Annotated in this window: 23 protein-coding genes; 10 read left to right on the top strand and 13 right to left on the bottom strand. The window is 66.4% G+C overall.

Features of this window, described 5'->3' with window-relative positions:
- Positions 1-57 precede the first annotated feature (57 nt).
- Positions 58-420, top strand: a complete 363-nt coding sequence (locus DD559_RS05330) for a hypothetical protein (RefSeq protein WP_116468265.1) — start codon at positions 58-60, stop codon at positions 418-420.
- A 1-nt stretch (position 421) separates the two neighbouring features.
- On the opposite strand, the gene DD559_RS05325 is transcribed toward DD559_RS05330, so the two are convergent.
- From DD559_RS05325 to DD559_RS05305, 5 genes are all read right to left on the bottom strand, one after another.
- Positions 422-1,345: a nucleotidyltransferase and HEPN domain-containing protein gene (locus DD559_RS05325; protein ID WP_116468264.1), complete on the bottom strand. Its 924-nt coding sequence runs from the start codon at positions 1,343-1,345 to the stop codon at positions 422-424.
- A 71-nt stretch (positions 1,346-1,416) separates the two neighbouring features.
- Positions 1,417-1,626: a sigma factor-like helix-turn-helix DNA-binding protein gene (locus tag DD559_RS05320; protein WP_116468263.1), complete on the bottom strand. Its 210-nt coding sequence runs from the start codon at positions 1,624-1,626 to the stop codon at positions 1,417-1,419.
- Entirely contained in the window at positions 1,623-2,531 is a 909-nt protein-coding gene (locus DD559_RS05315) for an ArdC family protein (RefSeq protein ID WP_116468262.1), read from the bottom strand. The genes DD559_RS05320 and DD559_RS05315 overlap by 4 nt, the downstream gene beginning before the upstream one ends.
- Positions 2,532-3,397: 866 nt before the next feature.
- Entirely contained in the window at positions 3,398-4,174 is a 777-nt protein-coding gene (locus DD559_RS05310; protein WP_116468261.1) for an anti-sigma factor family protein, read from the bottom strand.
- Entirely contained in the window at positions 4,171-4,698 is a 528-nt protein-coding gene (locus DD559_RS05305) for an RNA polymerase sigma factor (RefSeq protein ID WP_206364451.1), read from the bottom strand. Before DD559_RS05305 ends, DD559_RS05310 begins: the two co-directional genes overlap by 4 nt.
- Before the next feature lie 131 nt (positions 4,699-4,829).
- Between DD559_RS05305 and DD559_RS05300 the strand changes: the two genes are divergently transcribed.
- The 9 genes from DD559_RS05300 to DD559_RS05260 all read left to right on the top strand — a co-directional run bounded on the left by DD559_RS05300 (position 4,830) and on the right by DD559_RS05260 (position 12,133).
- On the top strand, positions 4,830-5,909 hold the full coding sequence (locus tag DD559_RS05300) for a catalase family peroxidase (protein WP_116468260.1): 1,080 nt from the start codon (positions 4,830-4,832) through the stop codon (positions 5,907-5,909).
- Entirely contained in the window at positions 5,906-6,508 is a 603-nt protein-coding gene (locus DD559_RS05295) for a cytochrome b (RefSeq protein WP_116468259.1), read from the top strand. Before DD559_RS05300 ends, DD559_RS05295 begins: the two co-directional genes overlap by 4 nt.
- Positions 6,505-7,395, top strand: coding sequence for a LysR family transcriptional regulator (locus tag DD559_RS05290; protein ID WP_116468258.1), 891 nt, complete (start codon positions 6,505-6,507; stop codon positions 7,393-7,395). The genes DD559_RS05295 and DD559_RS05290 overlap by 4 nt, the downstream gene beginning before the upstream one ends.
- A gap of 206 nt (positions 7,396-7,601) precedes the next feature.
- The gene (locus DD559_RS05285; protein WP_116468257.1) at positions 7,602-8,681 is read left to right on the top strand and encodes a YeiH family protein; all 1,080 of its coding nucleotides are present in this window, start codon (positions 7,602-7,604) and stop codon (positions 8,679-8,681) included.
- A 43-nt stretch (positions 8,682-8,724) separates the two neighbouring features.
- On the top strand, positions 8,725-9,705 hold the full coding sequence (locus DD559_RS05280) for an MBL fold metallo-hydrolase (protein ID WP_116468256.1): 981 nt from the start codon (positions 8,725-8,727) through the stop codon (positions 9,703-9,705).
- 20 nt (positions 9,706-9,725) lie between these two features.
- Positions 9,726-10,019, top strand: a complete 294-nt coding sequence (locus tag DD559_RS05275) for a hypothetical protein (RefSeq protein ID WP_084584471.1) — start codon at positions 9,726-9,728, stop codon at positions 10,017-10,019.
- On the top strand, positions 10,007-10,846 hold the full coding sequence (locus tag DD559_RS05270; RefSeq protein WP_116468254.1) for an MbnB/TglH/ChrH family RiPP precursor modification enzyme: 840 nt from the start codon (positions 10,007-10,009) through the stop codon (positions 10,844-10,846). The genes DD559_RS05275 and DD559_RS05270 overlap by 13 nt, the downstream gene beginning before the upstream one ends.
- Positions 10,833-11,528 carry an HvfC/BufC family peptide modification chaperone gene (locus tag DD559_RS05265; RefSeq protein WP_240610132.1) on the top strand — a complete coding sequence of 232 codons (696 nt, stop codon included), beginning with the start codon at positions 10,833-10,835 and terminating at the stop codon, positions 11,526-11,528. Before DD559_RS05270 ends, DD559_RS05265 begins: the two co-directional genes overlap by 14 nt.
- On the top strand, positions 11,525-12,133 hold the full coding sequence (locus tag DD559_RS05260; RefSeq protein ID WP_116468253.1) for an HvfX family Cu-binding RiPP maturation protein: 609 nt from the start codon (positions 11,525-11,527) through the stop codon (positions 12,131-12,133). The genes DD559_RS05265 and DD559_RS05260 overlap by 4 nt, the downstream gene beginning before the upstream one ends.
- Before the next feature lie 133 nt (positions 12,134-12,266).
- Here the strand turns inward: DD559_RS05260 and DD559_RS05255 are convergent, their stop codons facing one another.
- The 8 genes from DD559_RS05255 to DD559_RS05220 form a co-directional block, all read right to left on the bottom strand.
- A complete protein-coding gene (locus tag DD559_RS05255) occupies positions 12,267-12,890 on the bottom strand; it encodes a 2-dehydro-3-deoxy-6-phosphogalactonate aldolase (RefSeq protein ID WP_116468252.1) in 624 nt (207 codons plus the stop codon).
- A 2-nt stretch (positions 12,891-12,892) separates the two neighbouring features.
- A complete protein-coding gene (hemA, locus tag DD559_RS05250; RefSeq protein ID WP_116468251.1) occupies positions 12,893-14,122 on the bottom strand; it encodes a 5-aminolevulinate synthase in 1,230 nt (409 codons plus the stop codon).
- Between the two features lie 13 nt (positions 14,123-14,135).
- Positions 14,136-14,258 (bottom strand): DUF2474 domain-containing protein, encoded by a 123-nt coding sequence (locus tag DD559_RS05245; protein ID WP_116468250.1) that lies wholly within the window; start codon positions 14,256-14,258, stop codon positions 14,136-14,138.
- Entirely contained in the window at positions 14,258-15,265 is a 1,008-nt protein-coding gene (gene cydB / locus DD559_RS05240) for a cytochrome d ubiquinol oxidase subunit II (RefSeq protein WP_116468249.1), read from the bottom strand. Before cydB ends, DD559_RS05245 begins: the two co-directional genes overlap by 1 nt.
- Positions 15,255-16,661 carry a cytochrome ubiquinol oxidase subunit I gene (locus tag DD559_RS05235; protein ID WP_116468248.1) on the bottom strand — a complete coding sequence of 469 codons (1,407 nt, stop codon included), beginning with the start codon at positions 16,659-16,661 and terminating at the stop codon, positions 15,255-15,257. Before DD559_RS05235 ends, cydB begins: the two co-directional genes overlap by 11 nt.
- 62 nt (positions 16,662-16,723) lie before the next feature.
- Positions 16,724-18,103 carry an aminotransferase-like domain-containing protein gene (locus DD559_RS05230; protein WP_165830986.1) on the bottom strand — a complete coding sequence of 460 codons (1,380 nt, stop codon included), beginning with the start codon at positions 18,101-18,103 and terminating at the stop codon, positions 16,724-16,726.
- 57 nt (positions 18,104-18,160) lie between these two features.
- Positions 18,161-18,478: a hypothetical protein gene (locus DD559_RS05225; protein WP_116468246.1), complete on the bottom strand. Its 318-nt coding sequence runs from the start codon at positions 18,476-18,478 to the stop codon at positions 18,161-18,163.
- A 5-nt stretch (positions 18,479-18,483) separates the two neighbouring features.
- Positions 18,484-18,915, bottom strand: coding sequence for a DUF983 domain-containing protein (locus DD559_RS05220; protein WP_116468245.1), 432 nt, complete (start codon positions 18,913-18,915; stop codon positions 18,484-18,486).
- Positions 18,916-18,919: the final 4 nt, after the last annotated feature.

Below are 18,919 nucleotides of genomic sequence, written 5' to 3'. Positions count from 1 at the left end.
TGTTCTTTCTATGTTCTACTATCGGGGCCTTTCCGATTCGCTAGAAATAGGCCCGATATGTCGATCAGGATCGAACCACTGGAGAACGGCCGGCTGAAGCTTTCCGGCGACGTGGAGGACGAGATTTGCCTGTCCGCACGGGCGCTCGATGAGGGCTTCGCCATCGCGATTTCGGACGGCACGCTGGTGCAGGGACGCTTCGATAATTGGGTAGACGAATGCCGATTTTCGGTCACCGTCGAGGGCGCCGGTATCGCTACAATCAGCCGCGCGGAGCGCGGCGACGTGCTCGATCTGGCGTGGAAAATCGAGTGGATCAGCGTCGCGATTGCCCGCGACATGCACTGCGCCGAACGCAGTGAAGCGCTGCAGATGCAGCGCGAATTGTCGTTCGCGGACGCCGGGAAAATCGCCGCCTAGGTCAGGCGGCGGCGCTGCGTTCGAGTGCCGCGATCCGCTCTTCGCAGATCACCTGCACGGCCTGACCGAGTGCCTCGACACGCTCGCCGAGCCACGCCAGTTCTTCCTCGCTGATGCGGTAGTGCTTCGAATAGCGCGCCTTCACATAGGCCTCTTTCAGCTTCTCGAAGCGGGCGCGGTCGGTTCGCGTATCGCGCGGCCAGGCATCGACCAGTCGCGGGTCGATGCGCTCTGCTTGGGTGCGCAGGAACCCCAGATTATGCACATGCGGCGTGTAGAAGGTGCAGACCAGGAGCACGCAGTGGTAGAGCCGCTCCGTAGCCTGATGGAGGTCGAAAGCTGCCTTCTTTAGCCAGCCTTGCTCGATGGAGTGCTTGGCAGAACCGTAGAACTCCCCCGCGGTTGGCAACCACTCCTGAAAATATTCCCGTGCCATCGCCAGTGCGCGATCAGGCGTTTTCGGCTTGGGCTGATGCAGTTCGGTGTCGTCGATCTGGTAAAGCGCGATGCCGTCGCGAGCGACATCCATGAAGAAATAGCGCCCATGCGCCAGCCCGTCATTCACCTCCTGCAGCGTATGGACGATGAAGTTGACCGGCGTGCGCAGCGTCTTGGTGATCGCCAGTTCGCGGTTCAGCCGATCCTCGGCGGTAGCCCAGAATTCGACGCGGTCGGTGAGCTTGTCGTGATTGACGATGACCAGCAGGTCGAAGTCCGACTGATAGCCCTTGGCAGTATGCGGCTCGTCGACCCATCCGCCGCGCGCATAGCTGCCGTAGAGGATAACCTTGAGGATGCGCGCCTGCTTCTTCCAATCAGAGGTGGCAATGGCGATCGCGTCGCCAAATTCCTCGAACAGGATCTGGACGACGCGCTCCAACTCGCGCTGTTTGGCCGGGGGCAGATGATCGAGGCTGGTCCTCATATTCCGATCCTAACGCGCTGATGCAGCGGCGTACACCTCGCCCGGTTTGACCGGGCGAGGTGTCGCATCGCTCATGGCTGTTCGCCCCGCTCCGCTCGACCCAGCGCGATCAGCACGCGGGCGACGGTTTGCACCACCTCTTCCACGGAGCAGCCATGCCGCCGGGCCGTTTCGATGTAGTCCAAATCGTCGAACCGAACCGATCCGAAGATTGCCCGATCCCGCTCGGGGAGAGCGCGAAAGGCGCGGCGCATCCGCCGCAGTCGAAGCCGACGCATCATTGCCCCGCCTCCTCGTTTGAGGTGAACGAAAGCAGGTAATCCGCCGCCTTGCTGGCAGCGCTCGCCGCCCGAAAGATCGCCTTTTCGTCCTCGCGCAGCACCGCCAGCCAGCTGCCGATATAATCGGCATGCCGCACGGTTGGCCGGATCGCCAACAATGCGCAGGTGAACGCGCTTGCCATTTCGGCGACCAGTTCTTCCCGGCTATAGGCGGCACTGCCAAATGCCCCGGACTGGTCGCGGCCAAGGCGGGAGCCATGTCCGGTCCAGTGCCCCAGCTCGTGCAACACGGTGCGATACCAGTTGATGCGGTCGTAAAAGGCGAGCTGCGGCGGCACCGCGACATAGTCGCCCGACGGACTGTAATAGGCCTCTCCGCCGCCGATCCGGATATCTGCACCACACGCTTCCATCAGCGCATGTGCTGCGGGAATGCGATCCGCCTCGGCCACCGGTTCGGTGTGCTCCACCGCCGTCAGACGCTCGGGCAGGCCCTCGCACTGGTCGACGTTGAACACGGTGAACCGCTTCAGAAATGCCAGCTGCCGCGCCTCGCGATCCTCGTCGCGCGCCCGTTCGGCTTCGTCCTTCGGGGTGAAGCGATCCGCATAGCAGATCGTCGTCCCCCGCTCGCCGCGCCGTACGCTTCCCCCCGCCGCCCGGGCCTGCCGAAAGGTCAGCCAGCGCTGCGAGGCGTACCGCCCCTCGATCACCGCCGCCCAGAGGATCAGCACATTGATCCCCGAATAGCGCCGCCCGGTCATGGCATTGGCCGGCATAGCGCACCCGCACGCCGCAACATCCCAAGGCTGCACCCAGGGCAGCCGCCCCTGCTCCAGCTCGGCAATCACCCGGCCTGTCACCTCGGCATAGAGGCTTGCACGGTTCTCGTGTCCAACACCCATGATCCTGCTCCTTCCAAAACACCGCAACCGGCGCCGGAAGGGCGGGGGAGCGGCAGGAGCGAACCGGCAGTCCTGCCGTCAGAGGCAGGCTGCACCCGCGAGGGCCGGAACGAAGAGGAGTAGCCGGGCACCGCCCGGCTTGCAGCATGCCGCGGCAGGACTAGAGGCGAGCGACGCTCCCCCGTCCTTTCCCGCGTGCCGGCGCACCAACGCCGCCGCGCTGAGGCGCGGCGACCATCCTGTCAGCGCGACCGCGCTGCCGGGCGCCCACCGGCGCCCGAACAAGAACCGCACCCTTGCAACCGGGCGGGCCTCGCGCGGGCGGCGTGCGCGCGCCAGCACGTGCGCCAGCCGCCGCCCGTGCCTCCCGCCCGGGCAAGTGTGCCCACGCGGGCACCAGCAACCTGCAAGCCCTGGTGTCGCCGCAGGCGTGCGCCAGCGCGCGCACCGAACCCGCGTTCCGCTGCCGGCACCTGCCGGCCGCCGATCCGCAGGATCGGGCCAGCGTCAGCGATCAAATTTGAAGGGCTGAGAAAGCTCGCTAACTCGGCGCTGCGCCAGCGACGCCGTAGTACCCGACTTCAGTCGGAGGCCTTCTTGCCCGCCTTGCAACGTCGACACCCGGCCGCATCCTTCGGATCGACGCCGCCCTCGCCTTCAATGATCCGACCCAGTAAGGGAAAAGCGACTGACCTTACCTTACAAGATGATTTGCCTAAGCCACACCTCTATAATATTATCGATCTTTATGATCTATAAAATATTGCAGTTCTCTAATCGCGGTGAGATTGGTCAAACCTCGTAAACGCATACCATTATTGCCATGCAGACCGTAATATTTTGCGATATTCACATTCGCACCTTGGCTAGACGCTTTTCAACTGCGACCGCACGATATTGGCAGCTCCGTGCAGACTATCCACCGGTGCCGTTCCGAAAACCCCGAAGCCCAAGCCGTCATCTGCCCAGGTCCAGCCCCCAATCGCGCCGTCCCGCCGAGGCTGCATATGATCAGTCCGCTCCACTTGCATCGGCCGAAGATAGACGACCAGACGGCGCCCCACCTGATCCTGGTAGAGATAAAGCGCCGCAGCGCCGTGCTCCGTGGCGACGAGGCGTCCGCCGATGAGCGTAAGACCCGCAGCTTGCAGATTCGGCGCCCGGATGGGACGCGCGAGCCGCCGCGAAAACCAGCTGTCGAGCGCCCCGCGCTCTGCGGCGGCCAGTTCCACCGGCCGGGTGGCATCGTTCGCGTAGACCGCATAGCTCGACGCCGCCTCCCGCGCGAGCGCTGCGGTCCCGGTCTGCGGCGGCAACGCCTTGCCTCGCAGCGCCCAGCCGCCCGCGCCTCCGGCGAGGAGCAAACCTGCTGCACAGGCAGCGGCAGCAGCGGGTCGCAGCCCGGCTCGACGGCCGAGATGCTGCAGCTGCAGGCGAAGGTCGAGCGCCGCCGGCACGGGTTCGTCGACGATCCCCTCCAGTGCCTGCCGAAGTGCATCGGCCTGCGCACGGTACGCCGCGATCCGGCGCGCCTCCTCTGGGTGCGCCGCCAGCCAGGCAAGGACGACCGGCTCACGCGCCGGGAGCAGGTGTCCGTCGACATGCGCCTGCAGTTCGGCTTCGGTTACAGGCTCTTCACTCACCGTACGACCCTCAGTGTGGGGTGCGCGCGCACCCCGTCTCTCATCTGGCGGCGCAGCCGTTCTCGGGCGCGGGAAAGGCGCGACATCACCGTTCCCATCGGAATGTCCAGCACGACGGCAGCCTCTGCATAGCTGAGGTCCTCCACACTCACGAGCAGCAGCACAGCACGCTGATCGTTGGGCAGCTTTGCGAGATGCGCCAGAACGTCCTGTTGACCGAGCCCATGTTCCTGTTCGGGCGGACACGCCAGCCGCGCTTCGGGTACCGACTCGATAGTCGCGTCGATCCCGCGCCGGGCACGATGCCGCAGCCTGTCGACCGCCAGATTGTGCAGGATGGCGAACAGCCAAGATCGCAAGCTGGCTGCCTTGCGACGGCCCTGCCAGTTCGCCAATGCACGCTCCAGCACGTCCTGCACCAGATCGTCGGCATCATCGCGGTTGCGCAGCATCGCGCGCGCATAGCGCCGCAATGCTGGAATCAGCGGCTGCACTTCCGCGATCATCTGCGCGCTGACCGACATTGAGACCATCATACGAAGGAGACGCGCTGGCCGCGCCAGTATTCCATGGTCTAATGTTTCTTGCCGGTGCAGGGAATATTGACGGGACAGCATCGTCCAACCGGACAACTTCAGCTTGGATCGGAGCCGTCATGCCTTCGCTTAACCCGCGCGCGATCGGCGCCTTCGCGCTGATCGGCGCTATCGTCCTGGCGCTGCTCGCAGGCTTTTGCTGGGCCGCCGGCTGGCTCGGCGGCGGACGCATCAACGGCGGCGACATCACGACCGCACTCGAAGCGAATACCGGCGGCACGAAGCCGGGTTACCGCCGCGCACATGCCAAGGGCCTGTGCTTCACCGGCGACTTCGCGGCGAACGGTGAGGGCAGCGCGCTCACCACCGCGCGGATGCTACGCGCCGGCACGCTACCGGTGCTCGGCCGCTTCTCGGTGGCAGGGGGCAATCCCCTGGCGGGCGATGGCCGCAACGTGTTCCACTCGATGGCGCTGCTGCTGAAGACGCCGGACGGGCAGGAATGGCGCATGGCGCTGGACCATACGCCGATCTTCCCGGTGGCCGATGTCGCCTCGTTCATCGCACTCCAGCGCGCGACCACGCCCGATCCCAGGACCGGCAAGCCCAACCCCGCGGCGATGAAGCCGTTCCTGGCAGCCCATCCGGAGGTCAAGGCGTTCCAGGCATACATGGCCAAGGCGGTGCTGCCGAACAGCTTCGCCAACGCGACCTATTATAGCATCAACGCCTTCCGCTTCACCGATGCCGGTGGGACGACACGGTTCGTGCGCTGGCAGTTCGTGCCCGAGGCGCCGCTTGCCGGCCTCGACAAGCAGCATCTTGACCTGCTCCCCCGCGACGCGCTGTTCCAGGAGATGATCGCCCGCACCGCCAAGGGCCCGTCGCGCTGGCATCTGCTGCTGGTCGAGGCCAATCCCGGTGACGTGACCGATAAGGCGACGGTCGCCTGGCAAGGCCCGCACCGAACGATCGATGCCGGCACGCTGACGATCCGCGCGACTCAGCCGGAGGAAACCGGCAGCTGCCGCGACTTCAACTTCGACCCCACCATCCTGCCGGAGGGCATTGCCTTGTCCGACGATCCGCTGCTCGCCGCCCGCTCCAAGGGCTATTCCTCGTCCTTCACCCGCCGCGCCGCCGAAGGCCCGCATCCCAGCGCCGTCGGGCAAGACCTGGCCAAGGGAGCGCAGCAATGACGCGCGTGTCCTCCGATTTCCACCCGGCTTTGCGCGTGCTGCACTGGCTGATGGCGGCGCTGGTGCTGGCGATGCTGTTCATCGGCGTCTTCATGGTGTCCACCAGCGGCCCGGCCTATGTGGCGCTGCTCGATCTGCACCGTCCGATCGGCATCGCCATCCTCGTCCTCGTGCTGCTGCGCCTGCCGCTGCGTCTCGCCACCGGCGCGCCCGCGCTGCCGAAGGATCTTGCGCCGCTGCAGAAGCGCATCGCCTGGGGATCGCACGTGCTGCTCTACGCCACGCTGTTCGCCCTGCCGCTGATCGGCTGGGGGATGCTGTCCGCCGGCGGTTATCCCGTCCGACTGGAGTGTGGAATCGTGCTGCCGCCGATCCTGCCGCACGATCTCGCGCTCTATGCGCTGCTGCGCGCCGCGCACACGGCGATCGCGCTGGCCTTCTTCGCGCTGATCCTGCTCCACCTCGCCGCGGCGCTGATGCACGGGGTGGTCCGGCGTGACGGGGTGCTGCGGAGCATGACCACCGGGCACCGCAAGACATACACGCCGGCGATCGCCGACGATGACAAACCCGGGGAAACCGCTACGTTCCCGGCATGACCCTCGAACAGCTTCGCATCTTCGTCGCGGTCGCCGAACGCGAGCATATGACGCGGGCGGCGGAGGCGGTGGGCGTCACCCAGTCTGCCGCATCCGCCGCCATCGCCGCACTGGAGGCACGGCACGACATCAAGCTGTTCCACCGCGTCGGCCGCGGCATCGAGCTGACCGACACCGGCCGCTTCTTCCTCGACGAGGCGCGCGCCGTCCTCGCACGGGCGGCCGAAGCGGAAGTGGCGCTCGGCGAATATGCCGGGCTGAAGCGCGGCCATCTCCGGCTCGTCGCCAGCCAGACCATCGCCGCCTACTGGCTGCCCGAGCGGCTGGCCGCCTTCCACCGCCGCTATCCCGATATCGAATTGTCCGTGGCGATCGCCAACACCGAAGGTGCCGCCCGCAGCGTACGCAACGGCGAGGCCGAGCTGGGCTTCGTCGAAGGCATGATCGACGATCCGGCGCTGGCGCACTGGAAGGTCGGCGAAGATCGCATGCTGCTGGTGGGCAGTTCGCCCGCGGAAGCGATCACCAACGCCTGGCTGGCTGCCGCGCCCTGGGTAATGCGCGAGCCCGGCTCCGGCACCCGTTCGACCTTCGAAGCCGCCATGCGTGATCGCGGGCTGGACCCCCGCGACCTCAATGTCGTGCTGACCCTGCCCTCCAACGAATCCGTTCTCGCGGCGGTGCGGGCGGGGGTGGGAGTGGCGATGCTGTCCCAGCTAGTTGTCCTGCCGCTGCTCGAGGCCGGTGCATTGTCCGCCCTCCCCTTCGCACTGCCCCCGCGCCTTTTCCACGGCGTGCGGCAGAAAGAGCGCTATCGCAGCAAGGCGGCGGACGCGCTGCTGGACGCCATCAAGAGCTTCGACGCGCAACCCGACTGGGTGATCTAGCAACGGAAGCGATCGGTTTGGTCATCGCACATCCGCCAGATTGCGCGATATTGCACAATCATCCGACGCTTGAGGTCCAAACTGGCCGCACGCCGCTCGACAAAGCGGCGGATCAATCAGTGATTCCGATCGAAACCATATAAACTGATCGTTGGATTGATCGGTGGAGCGATCGCATCTGTGTCTCACCAAGGAGACGCAATGTGATGACGCAGAGCCTGTCCCGCCACCCATCGCTGCCCGGCAGCACCCTGTTGCCCGGCCTGGCGCTTTGCCTGACCGTCACCGGCGGCGCATTCGTGCTGCAGCGGATCGAGGAGGCGGTGTTCGGACGCGCCTGGCTGGAAGCGCTCGTCCTCGCCATCCTCATCGGAACGGCCGTACGCACCGCCTGGACGCCCGACAAGCGCTGGTTCCCCGGCATCAGCTTCAGCGCGAAGTTCCTGCTCGAACTCGCCGTCGTCCTGCTCGGCGCCTCGGTAAGCGCCGCGACGATCCTCGCCGCCGGGCCTGGCCTGTTGATCGGCATTGCGGGCGTGGTCTGCGTGGCGATCGCCAGCAGCTATCTGATCGGCCGAATGCTGCGGCTGCCGAAGCGCATGGCGCTGCTCGTCGCCTGCGGCAACTCGATCTGCGGAAACTCCGCCATCGCGGCGGTGGCGCCGGTGATCGGTGCGGACGGTGACGACGTCGCGGCCTCGATCGGTTTCACGGCCGTGCTGGGCGTGGTGGTAGTCCTGTCGCTGCCGCTGCTCGCCTTCGGCCTCCACCTGAGCGGTCACCAGTTCGGCGCGCTTGCCGGCCTCACCGTCTATGCCGTGCCGCAGGTGATCGCCGCCGCTGCACCGGGTGGTGCCACCGCCGTCCAGATGGGTACGCTGGTCAAGCTGGTGCGCGTGCTGATGCTCGGCCCGGTCTGCCTGATCCTGTCGCTGATCGCGTCCAAGCTGCGCGAGGAAACCGACGAACTGCCGCCGCACGTCACCACCGGCGAGCGCCCTGCGGCCGGGCGGCCGGCGCTGCACCACCTGGTGCCCTGGTTCATCGTGGGCTTCCTCGCTCTGGTCGGCCTGCGTTCCTTCGGCCTGATCCCGCATGCGGCCCTTGCCCCGGCGAACGAGGCCGCGACGCTGCTCACCGTCGTCTCGATGGCAGCACTGGGCCTGGGGGTCGACGTCCGCACGGTGGCCCATGCCGGCGGCCGCGTCACCGCCGCCGTGGTCCTTTCGCTTCTCGTGCTCGGGGCGATCAGCCTCGGCCTGATCCACCTGCTGGGGCTCGCCTGAACCTGCCCGCCCCGGCCCTTCCTTTCTCGCAACGGAGACCATCATGAAGCCGTCCCTGCCCCTCTCTGCCTTGGTCGCCGCGCTGGCGCTGGCCGGGTGTTCCGCTTCCTCGGCGCCCAGCGGCAACGCCGCTGCGCCCGCCACCACCGCCGCGGACGATAGTGCCACCACCTGCAAGAGCGGCATTACGCTGCAGCTGCTTGGCTCCGGCGGTCCGATCTCCGACGATGCCCGCGCTTCCTCCGGCGCGGTCGTGTGGATCGACGGCAAAGCGCGGCTGCTGATCGACGCGGGCGGCGGCACCTATCTCCGCTACGGCCAGGCCGGTGCCCGGCTCGAAGACCTCGACTTCATCGGCATCTCGCACTTTCACACCGATCACGTGGCGGATCTGCCGGCGATCCTGAAGGGCGCCTATTTCCTGAGCGGACGCCATGACGTGGCGCTGGTCGGTCCCAGCGGCAACGCCAACTTCCCCAGCATGACCGCCTTCTTCGACCGCGAGTTCGGCCGCGGGCATGGCGCCTTCGAATATCTGGCCGGGCTGTCGGGCGGTACCGACGGTCTGCAGCTGTCGGTCCACCCGTCCGACGTCAACGTCGCCAGCCCAGTCGCCACCAGGGTCTGGCAGGGCGACGGCGTCACCATCTCCGCCTTCGGAATCCCGCATGGCGATGTGCCCGCGCTCGCCTATCGCATCGAAACCCCCAAGGGCGTGATGGTGCTTTCGGCCGACCAGAATGGCAGCCGCAAGGGATTTGTCGACTTCGCCAAGGGTGCTGACCTGCTGATGATGCCGGCGGCGATCGACGACGATGCCGATGCCCAGTCCCGCTTCCTCCATGCGACGCCGACGGTCGTCGGCAAGATCGCGGCAGAGATCAATCCGAAGATGCTCGTCCTCGATCACTTCATGGGCCGCGCCCTGAAGGACAAGGACAAGAACGTCGCGACCATCCAGCGCTATTATCACGGCCCCGTCTATGCCGGCCGCGATCTCTCCTGCTTCCCGCTTTCCCACTGAAGACAAAGGAGTATATCGTCATGAAGCATGAACTGATCCTGGGCATCGCCGCCACCTCGCTGCTCGCTGCCCAGGCCTATGCGGCACCCCAGGCTCCCGCCCCGGCCACCGCATCGCAGCCTGCCAAGGGCGGCGGCAAGTGCGCCAGCGGCAAGTGCGGCACCGAGAAGATCTACAGCCAGACCAAGCTCCAGCACGATCCGAACGGCGTGCTCGTCCGCGCCCGCGACGGCAAGTGCGGCCTGACCGGCAAGGGTTACAAGGTCGCCGACACCAGCCGCAGCCGGCTGGCGGAGGGCGTATGCGGACGCTGACCGCAGGGTCGCGTGGACTCGGGCTTCGGCCCGAGTTCGTCGACACCCTCCTCGAATCGCCCGCCGTACAGGGTCTGGATTTTCTGGAGGTCGCCCCCGAAAACTGGATGCAGATCGGTGGTCGCAAGCGCGATCAGCTCGACCGCATCGCCGATCGCTACCCATTGATCGCGCATGGTCTGAGCCTGTCGATCGCCGACACGGAGCCGCTCAACACCGCGTTCGTGCGCGATGTAGCCCGGTTTCTCGACGATTATGGCATCGCCCTCTACAGCGATCATCTGAGCGCCGCGCGGGACGGCACGGGCTATCTCTACGATCTGCTCCCGGTTCCCCGCCGCGCGGAGAACCTGCCCTATCTGGCAGGCCGTATCGCACAGGTGCAGGACATTACCGGCCGGCAGCTCGTGCTGGAAAATGTCTCTGCCTATCATCGCTATCCCGGCGAGATGCCCGAGGGCGCGTTCTTCGCCGAACTCGCCCTACGCTCCGGGTGCGGCATCCTGCTCGACATCAACAACGCCTATGTGAATGCGCGCAACCATGGCACCGATGCGAGCGCATTCCTGCGCGCCCCGCCGTCCGACGCGATCGTCTATTATCACATCGCCGGGCACCTCGAACTTGCCGATGGATTCCTGCTCGATACCCATGGCACGCCGGTGGCCGATGCGGTCCTCGACCTCGCCCGCGAGACATTGGCGCTGCACGGCCCGCGCCCGCTGTTGCTCGAACGCGACAATCACATGCCCCCGCTCGACGTCCTGCTCGCGGACCTCAACGCAATCGCAACCGCCATCGACGAGGGCCGCCATGTCCTCGCCTGAAGCCGCCGCACCGCCCGCCATGGCGGCGGAATTTGCAAGCTTCTGCATGGGCGCCCGAGCGAACGGCTCGGGGCTCTATGGCCAGCTGCTGCGCGAGAATGTCATCGACGCGCTGCGGGCGAGCTTCCCGCTGTTCACGGACCGTATCGGCAACACGGCACTGGAAGCTGCGATCGACGCCTTTCTCCTGCGTCACCCGGCGACGCGACCGCAGTTCCATCATATCTCCACCGAGTTCCTGCTCTTCGCGCAGCACGCACTTCCGGCCGTCCCGCACCACCTCGCGCTGCTGGAATATGAGTGGGCACTGCTCGCCGCGGAGATCGCCCCCGCAAGGGTGCCTCCTGCCAGCGAACAGCTGGACCGTCTCGCGCTGAACCCAACCACCCGCCTTGTGCTGTTGCAGTTCGATCCCGCCCGACCGTCTGCCGCAGGAGACGGGGTCGATCGCCCGCATGCGATCTTCCGCACCGCCGATCATCAGGTACTCACCCTGCCGCTGACACTGCCCGACTGCCTCGTGGTCGAGCATCTCCGCGAGATCGACGCGGTGTCGCTCGCCGCGCTCTTCGAGGCGCTGGCACCCCATTGCTCGACCGTTGAGCTCCAGACCAGCCTCGCGCGCGGCCTGATCTACGGCCTGTTCTGCTCCCCCCCAAAAATCACCGGAGACCTCACATGAAACTGTTTGCCTTTGTCGACACCGCGCTGGAGAAAGCGCGCGCGCTGGACTTTCTGGCCCCGCTCGCCATCCGGCTCTATCTGCTGCCGATCTTCTACGAGGGCGCGCATGCCAAGCTCACCGGCTTCGAGGGCCTGGTGCAGTGGTTCGGCGCACCCGCATCCCAGGGCGGGCTCAACATGCCCGCCCCCTTGCTGATGGCAACGCTCGCCACCGCGACCGAAACCGCGGGCTGTGTCCTGCTGGCACTCGGGCTGTTCACTCGCCTGATCTCCATCCCCTTGATGGTGACGATGACGGTCGCCGGCCTGTCGGTCCACTGGTCGCATGGCTGGGCGGCGATCGCAGGCAAGACCGCTGAATCCACGCTGCGGCTGCAGGGATTCATGGAATGGCTGGCGCAGAACTTCCCCGGTCGCTTCAACTACATTACCCAGTTGGGCGACCCGGTGATCCTGAACAACGGCATCGAGTTCACGGTTACCTACGTGATCCTGCTCGCCGTCCTCTTCTTCTACGGCGGCGGTCGCTATGTGAGCCTCGATTACTGGCTCGGGCGGGCTCGCAATCACCAAACCGGCAGCCTGAAGCCAGCCATCGCCTGATCGACGAGCTCGGGCGCCCGGGGGGCAATGCCTACCCCGGGCTTGCGCCGCTCGGTTTTTCACCCGTGGACCGAATGGAACATCAGCCCCCGACGCTTGTGCGCCGCGAGGCTATCTCCGCTCGCTCCTCTCTTCAGCCGGATCGTGACCACCCCTCGACAAGCGCGAGGGCCTTGTCGCGGACCGCTTCGGCAGTGTCGCCCGGACGGTAAAGTGCGCCCCCCAATCCAAATCCCGAAGCGCCTGCCTGTCGATACCTCGCCATCGAAGTCGAGGTGATGCCCCCTGTCGGCATCAGACGGACCGTCGGCCCAAGCACCGTGCGGAAAGCCGCGACACTCGGGGGCGAAATCATCTCAGCTGGATAAAGCTTAAGAGCATCGGCACCGGCGTCGGTGGCGCAAAATGCCTCCGTAGGCGTGGCGACGCCCGGGAGCGTTGCAAGGCCGCGCGACTTGGCAGCGCGAATCAAGCCCGAGTCAGCATGCGGTGTAACCACCAGTTGGCCACCAACCGACACCAGCCGGTCAAGCTGGGCCACCGTCCGTACGGTGCCCGCACCAATGATCGCGGTCTTCCCAAACCGACGCACCAGCCGCTCGATGCTCAGGAACGGATCAGGGGAAGTCAACGGTACCTCGATCAACCGAAAACCTGTGGCCACCAGCACCTCGCCCACCGGCTCCGCCTCGTCGGAGGATATGCCGCGCAAGATCGCAACAAGCGGCAGTTCGGCCATCGCCGAATCGAAGGACATATTCACGCCGCCGCTTTCTTCGGTTCACCCCACCCGACCCGTGCCCGGATGGATACCAACGCCGACACCAATTTGCGAATATGCCCTTCGTCATGGAAAGGCGTAGGCGTGATGCGCAGCCGCTCCTGCCCAACGGGCACGGTGGGATAGTTGATCGGCTGAACGTAGATGCCGTGCTCCTCCAGCAGCGCGGTGCTGATCGCCCGGCAGAGATGCGCGTCGCCCACCATCAGCGGCACGATATGGCTGGCGCTGCCCCGCGCGACGGGCAGACCCTCCGCGGCGAGCGCCGCCTTCAGCCGGGCGACGGCGGCCTGTTGCAACGACCGCTCCCCGCCGCTCTGCCGCAAATGCCGCACCGCCGCCAGCGCGCCCGCCGCGAGATGGGGGCAAAGCGAGGTGGTGAAGATGAAGCTCTCGGCAAAGCTGCGGATCACGTCGATCAGCAGCGCCGGCCCCGCGACATAGCCGCCGATCACCCCGAACGCCTTGGCAAGCGTGCCCTCGATGATGCTGATCCGGTCCGCCAGCCCCTCGCGCTCGGCGATGCCGCCGCCATGCGAGCCGTACATGCCGACGGCATGGACCTCGTCCAGATAGGTGATCGCGCCATAGCGATCGGCCAGGTCGCAGATCGCCGCGATCGGCGCGACGTCGCCGTCCATCGAATAGACGCTCTCGAACGCGATGATCTTGGGTCGCGCCGGATCGACCGACCCGAGCAGTTCCTCCAGATGCGCGACGTCATTGTGGCGGAAGATGAAGCGCTCGGCGCCCGAGCGGCGAATGCCCTCGATCATCGAGTTATGGTTGAGCGCGTCCGAGAAGATCGCGCAGTCCGGCAGCAGCCGGCCCAGCGTGCCCAAAGCTGCCAGGTTCGAGATCCAGCCCGAGGTGAACAGCAGCGCCGCCTCTTTCCCGTGGAGCCCCGCCAGTTCCTGCTCGAGCGCGACATGCTCGCGTACCGTGCCGGAGATGTTGCGCGTGCCGCCGGTCCCCGCCCCCGACCGGGCGATCGTCTCGTGCATCGCGGCCAGCACCTCCGGATGCTGGCCCATGCCGAGATAGTCGTTGCTGCACCACACGGTGACTTCCTGGCTGCCACCGTCCGGCCGATGCCAGCGGGCGCGGGGAAAGGCACCGGCGATGCGCTCCAACTGCGCGAAGGTGCGGTAGCGGCCGTCCAGCCGCGTACGGGTCAACAGGTCTTCGAAGAACGCATTCGTATCCATGCGTCGGCTCCTTTCAGGGGTGCAGCCACCAGCGGATCACGCTGGCGACGATACCAAGGGCGGAGACGCTGAGAGCCCATATCAGCACCATCCAGCCCAGCCGCTGCCACAGCGGCGCGAGCGGCCGGGGGGGCATCAATGATACCCCTCGGTCACGGTCTTCCCCCGGAACACGTAATAGGCCCAACCGGTATAGGTGAGGATCAGCGGCAGGACGAACACCGCGCCCACCAGCATGAAGATCTGGCTGCTCTGCGGCGCGGCCGTGTCCCAGATCGTCAGCGCGCGCGGGACGACATAGGGGAACATGCTGATCCCAAGCCCGATGAAACCGAGGCCGAACATCACGAGGGCGATGAGGAAGGGCAGGCGCTCGCGACCGCGCTTGAGGCTCCAGAAGAACAGGAACGACGCGATCGCGGTCATCAGCGGCACCTGCGCGGTGAACAGCACGCCGGGCATGCGGAACCAGCGGTGCCAATAGTCGATCGCCAGGAAGGGCGTGGCCAGGCTTACCGCCGACAGGGCAAGGATCGTGAGGATGCCGAGCGCGAACGCAAGGCGCCGGGCATGATCCTGCGCGGCACCATGCGTCTTGCCGATCAGCCAGCTCGCCCCCAGCATCGCATAGCCGATCAGCAGCGATACGCCGGTCAGCAGGCTGAACGGAGTGAGCCAGTCGAAGCTGCCGCCCGCATAGGCGCGGTCGACGACATGGATGCCCTGCAGCACCGCGCCGAGCATCACCCCTTGCGCGAAGGTGGCGACGACGGAGCCGATGCAGAAGGCCAGGTCCCAGGCGGGACGATGGCGCGGGTCGCGCCAGCGATATTCGAACGCCACGCCGCGAAAGACGAGGCCGAGCAGCATGGCGATCACCAGCGGATAGGTGGCCGGCAAGATCACCGCATAGGCGAGCGGGAATGCGGCCATCAGCCCGCCCCCACCCATCACCAGCCAGGTTTCGTTGCCGTCCCATACCGGCGCGATCGAGTTCATGGCCTGGTCGCGCTCCGCGCCAACCTTCAGCGTGGGAAAAAGAATGCCGATGCCCAGGTCGAACCCGTCCATCACGACATAGGCGAAGATGGCAAAGGCGATGATGAACGCCCAGACGGTGGCGAGATCGGGATTAATGAGCATCGCCGCTGACTCCTTCGAACGCGGGTGCGGGGGTGATGCCGGCGGCGCGCTGCGGGATTGCGGCCGGCTCGGTTTCGTGCGGCGCGGGCGGCTTGGCCATCAGGCGCAGCAGGTAATAGGTGCCGGCCCCGAACACGATGAAGTAGACAATGACGAAGCTGGCCAGCGATGCGGCGACCGCAGAGGTTTGCAGCGGCGAGTGCGACTGTGCCGTCCGCAGGAAGCCATAGACGGTGAAGGGCTGCCGTCCGACTTCGGTCGTCACCCAGCCGGCGATCACCGCGACGAAGCCGGTCGGCCCCATCAGTACCGCCAGGCGGTAGAGCCACGGCGCGTCGTAGAGCTTGTGCCATACGCGCATGACGATGCCGAACAGCGCCAGCCCCAACATCGCGAAGCCCAGCCCCACCATGATGCGGAAGGTGAAGAACACGATCGGCACCGGCGGAATGCGATCGTCCGGCACGCTGTCCAGCCCGCCCAGCGGTGCGTTGGGATCATGCTTGAGGATCAGCGACGACATCTTCGGGATCTGGATCGCATAGTCGATGCGCTTGGCAGCCGGATTGGGGATGCCGAACAGGATCAGCGGGGCGCCGTGCGGGTGGCTTTCATAATGCCCCTCCATCGCCATGATCTTCACCGGCTGGTGCTCGAGCGTGTTGAGGCCATGCGCGTCGCCGGCGAGGATCTGGGCCGGCGCGGCGATCGCCACCATCCACATCGCCATGGAGAACATCTTGCGCGCACCCAGGTTGGTGCGGTCGCGCAGCAGATGCCAGCCGCCCACGCCCGCCACCACCAGCGAGGTGGTGAGATAGGCCGCGATCACGACATGGACGACGCGATAGGGAAAGCTGGGGCTGAAGACGATCGGCCACCAGGAACCGGCGGGCACGAACTGGCCCTTGTCGCTGATCGCGAAACCTACCGGGGTCTGCATCCAGCTATTGGTGCTGACGATCCAGGTGGCGGAGATCAGCGTACCCAGCGCAACCATGACGGTAGCGAAGAAGTGCAGCTTCGGCCCCACCTGGTTGATGCCGAACAGCATTACGCCCAGGAAGCCGGCCTCCAGGAAGAAGGCGGTCATCACCTCATAGGCCATCAGCGGCCCGACGATCGGCCCCGCCTTGTCCGAAAAGACCGACCAGTTGGTGCCGAACTGATAGGCCATCACCAGACCCGAGACGACGCCCATGCCGAACGCCACCGCGAAGATCTTCAGCCAGTAGCGATAGAGATTGGCGTACACGCCGCGGCCGGTCTTCAGCCACAGCGCCTCCAGCACCATCAGGAAGCTGGCCGTGCCGATCGAGAAGGCCGGGAAGATGAAATGGAACGACACCGTAAACGCGAATTGGGCGCGCGCGAGGAGAAGGGCTTCGTCTCCCATGGCAGGAAACCTCCCGGATTGAGTTGCAGCCTGCCAAGGCAGGCGGAGGGTTGGTCGAACCGCTAGACCAGCGCGATTTTTCGCGTCACGTCGGGCGTGGTAAGTGCATCGAGCAATCGCAGCGCACGCTCCAACCGGTCGCGTGGCGTCGATCCGCCGATGGAAATTCTGAGCGCGGGCGGAGCGCTGGCCGGCTCCACGGCAAAGGCGTCGCCCGCCACAACGGACAGGCCCTGCGGCCGGAGCGCGTAGACGATCTCCGTTGCATTGGCGCCGTCCGGAAGCGGCATCCACAAATGATAGCCTTCCTCCTGCGCGTGGAAGCTATCGGCACGCAGCACCGAACGGGCAATCGCCTGTCGCGCCCGCGCCTCTGCGCGCGTCGCAGTGCAGAGCGTATCGAAGGTGCTGCCGTGCAGCCAGTCCGCCACCACCGCCACGTTGAGCGGCGGGGCCATCACTGCGGTCTCATGCAGATCCGCGGCGAGGCGCCAGGCAGCCGCTACGTCGGGCGCCGCGACCCAGGCCACGCGCAGGCCGGGCGACAGGATCTTGGAGACGCTGGCGATATGCCAACTCCGCTCCGGCACCAGCGCGGCGATCGGCGCCAGCGGCCGCTCGGGCAGCATGCCATAGGCATCGTCCTCGATCAGCTTGATGCCATGCTCGCGGATCACCGCCGCCAGCGCCGCGCGCCGCGATTGGCCCATGGTCGCCGTGGTCGGGTTGTCGTTGGTCGGCACCAGATAGACCGCCACTGCGCCCTCGGCGCAGGCCATGGCCAGCGCATCGGGCAACATCCCCTCGGCATCGCTCGGCACCGCCCGCAGCTTCAGGCCGTAGCGCCGGGCGACGGAGAGCAGGCCGGGATAGACGAATGCCCCGACAGCCAGCACGTCGCCCGGCTGGAGTTCGGTGCTGATCACCGCGTGCAGCGCGTGCTGGCCGCCCGCGCTGACCAGCACCATATCCTCCTGCGCGGGGATGCCCCTGCCACGAAGCAATGCCGCGCCGGCTTCACGCGCGAGCGCCATGCCGCCGCGTGGCTGGTAATGAAAGGGTGCTGGACCGTCGCTGCGGCCGAGAAGCTGCGCTACCGAAGCAGCGAAGGCCTTTTCCAGCAGGCGGTCCGGCGCCTCGGGCGGCGCGTTCATGCCTGCATCGGCAGGCTCCTTGTAGAGGATCCCCGCCGGCTCGCTCTTGCCGCGGACAAAGCTGCCGCGTCGGCCGTCGCCTTCGATCAGGCCCAGCCGCTGTGCCTCGCCATAGGCGCGGGTGATGGTGGTGAGGTCCACGCCCAGCGCCTCGGCCAGCATGCGCTGCGGCGGCAGGCGATCGCCCGCATTGAGCATGCCGGCCTCGACGTCGCGGGCGATGGCCTCGGCGATGGCGAGATATTTCGGACCCAGGGTTCCGGTGATGTCGGGTTTCCAGCCTTGCATGGCCTTCTGCCTAACCGATCCCATACGTAATACCATACAATGCGCGCATGACGGGCCTCAATCCCGGTGCTGCGCGAAGCCGTCGCGGCCGCGCAAGGCAGCGCGGGCGACATCGCCGCGATCATGATAGGCCAGCATCGCCTCGCACGGCTCCGCTTCCCAGAAATCGGGATCGGCATAGCAGTGCAGGGCACGTTCCAGCAGCGCGACCCGACTGCTTGCCCGCTGGACCGCGAGCAGCGCGGTGCGGACCTCCAGGAAATCATCCCCCTGCCCGCGCACGACCATTTCCGCCTCCGCCGCCCGCCCCATGGCGGCGAGCACTGTCGCGGCGGCCTGCCGCGCAGCCTCTATCTGGGAGCGAAGCGTGTCCACGGCGCTTACCCGTCGAACAGGTCGCTGCCGGCGGCGCGGCCGTCGAGCCTGTTCCACAATTTCTCGGTACCGGCCTCGTGGGCGCGGTTCACATATTGCGACGCGACCAGCCAGCCCTTGATGGGCCGTAGCGGCAACAGGCTGCCGAGCACCATCAGCGGCAGCGAGGTGAACAGATGGATCCACCAGGGCGGCTCGAACGCCACCTGCACCCACACCACCACGAAGGTCAGCGGGAACACGACGATGCAGAGCGAGAAGAAGGCCGGGCCGTCGTCCGGCGACGCGAAACGATAGTCGAGGCCGCATGCCTCGCACTTGTCGACGACCTTCAGCCAGCAGCGGAACATCCGCCCCTTGCCACAACGCGGGCACAGCCCCTTCCACTCGGACTTCAAGATCCAGGGAAAGGCACCCGTATCCGTTGCAATCGCCATGGCT

This window comes from Sphingomonas pokkalii (assembly GCF_003096275.1).
In the GTDB taxonomy this organism is placed as follows: domain Bacteria; phylum Pseudomonadota; class Alphaproteobacteria; order Sphingomonadales; family Sphingomonadaceae; genus Sphingomonas; species Sphingomonas pokkalii.
Note: the sequence above shows the minus strand (reverse complement) of the source record. Positions and strands in the feature narration are given on the sequence as shown.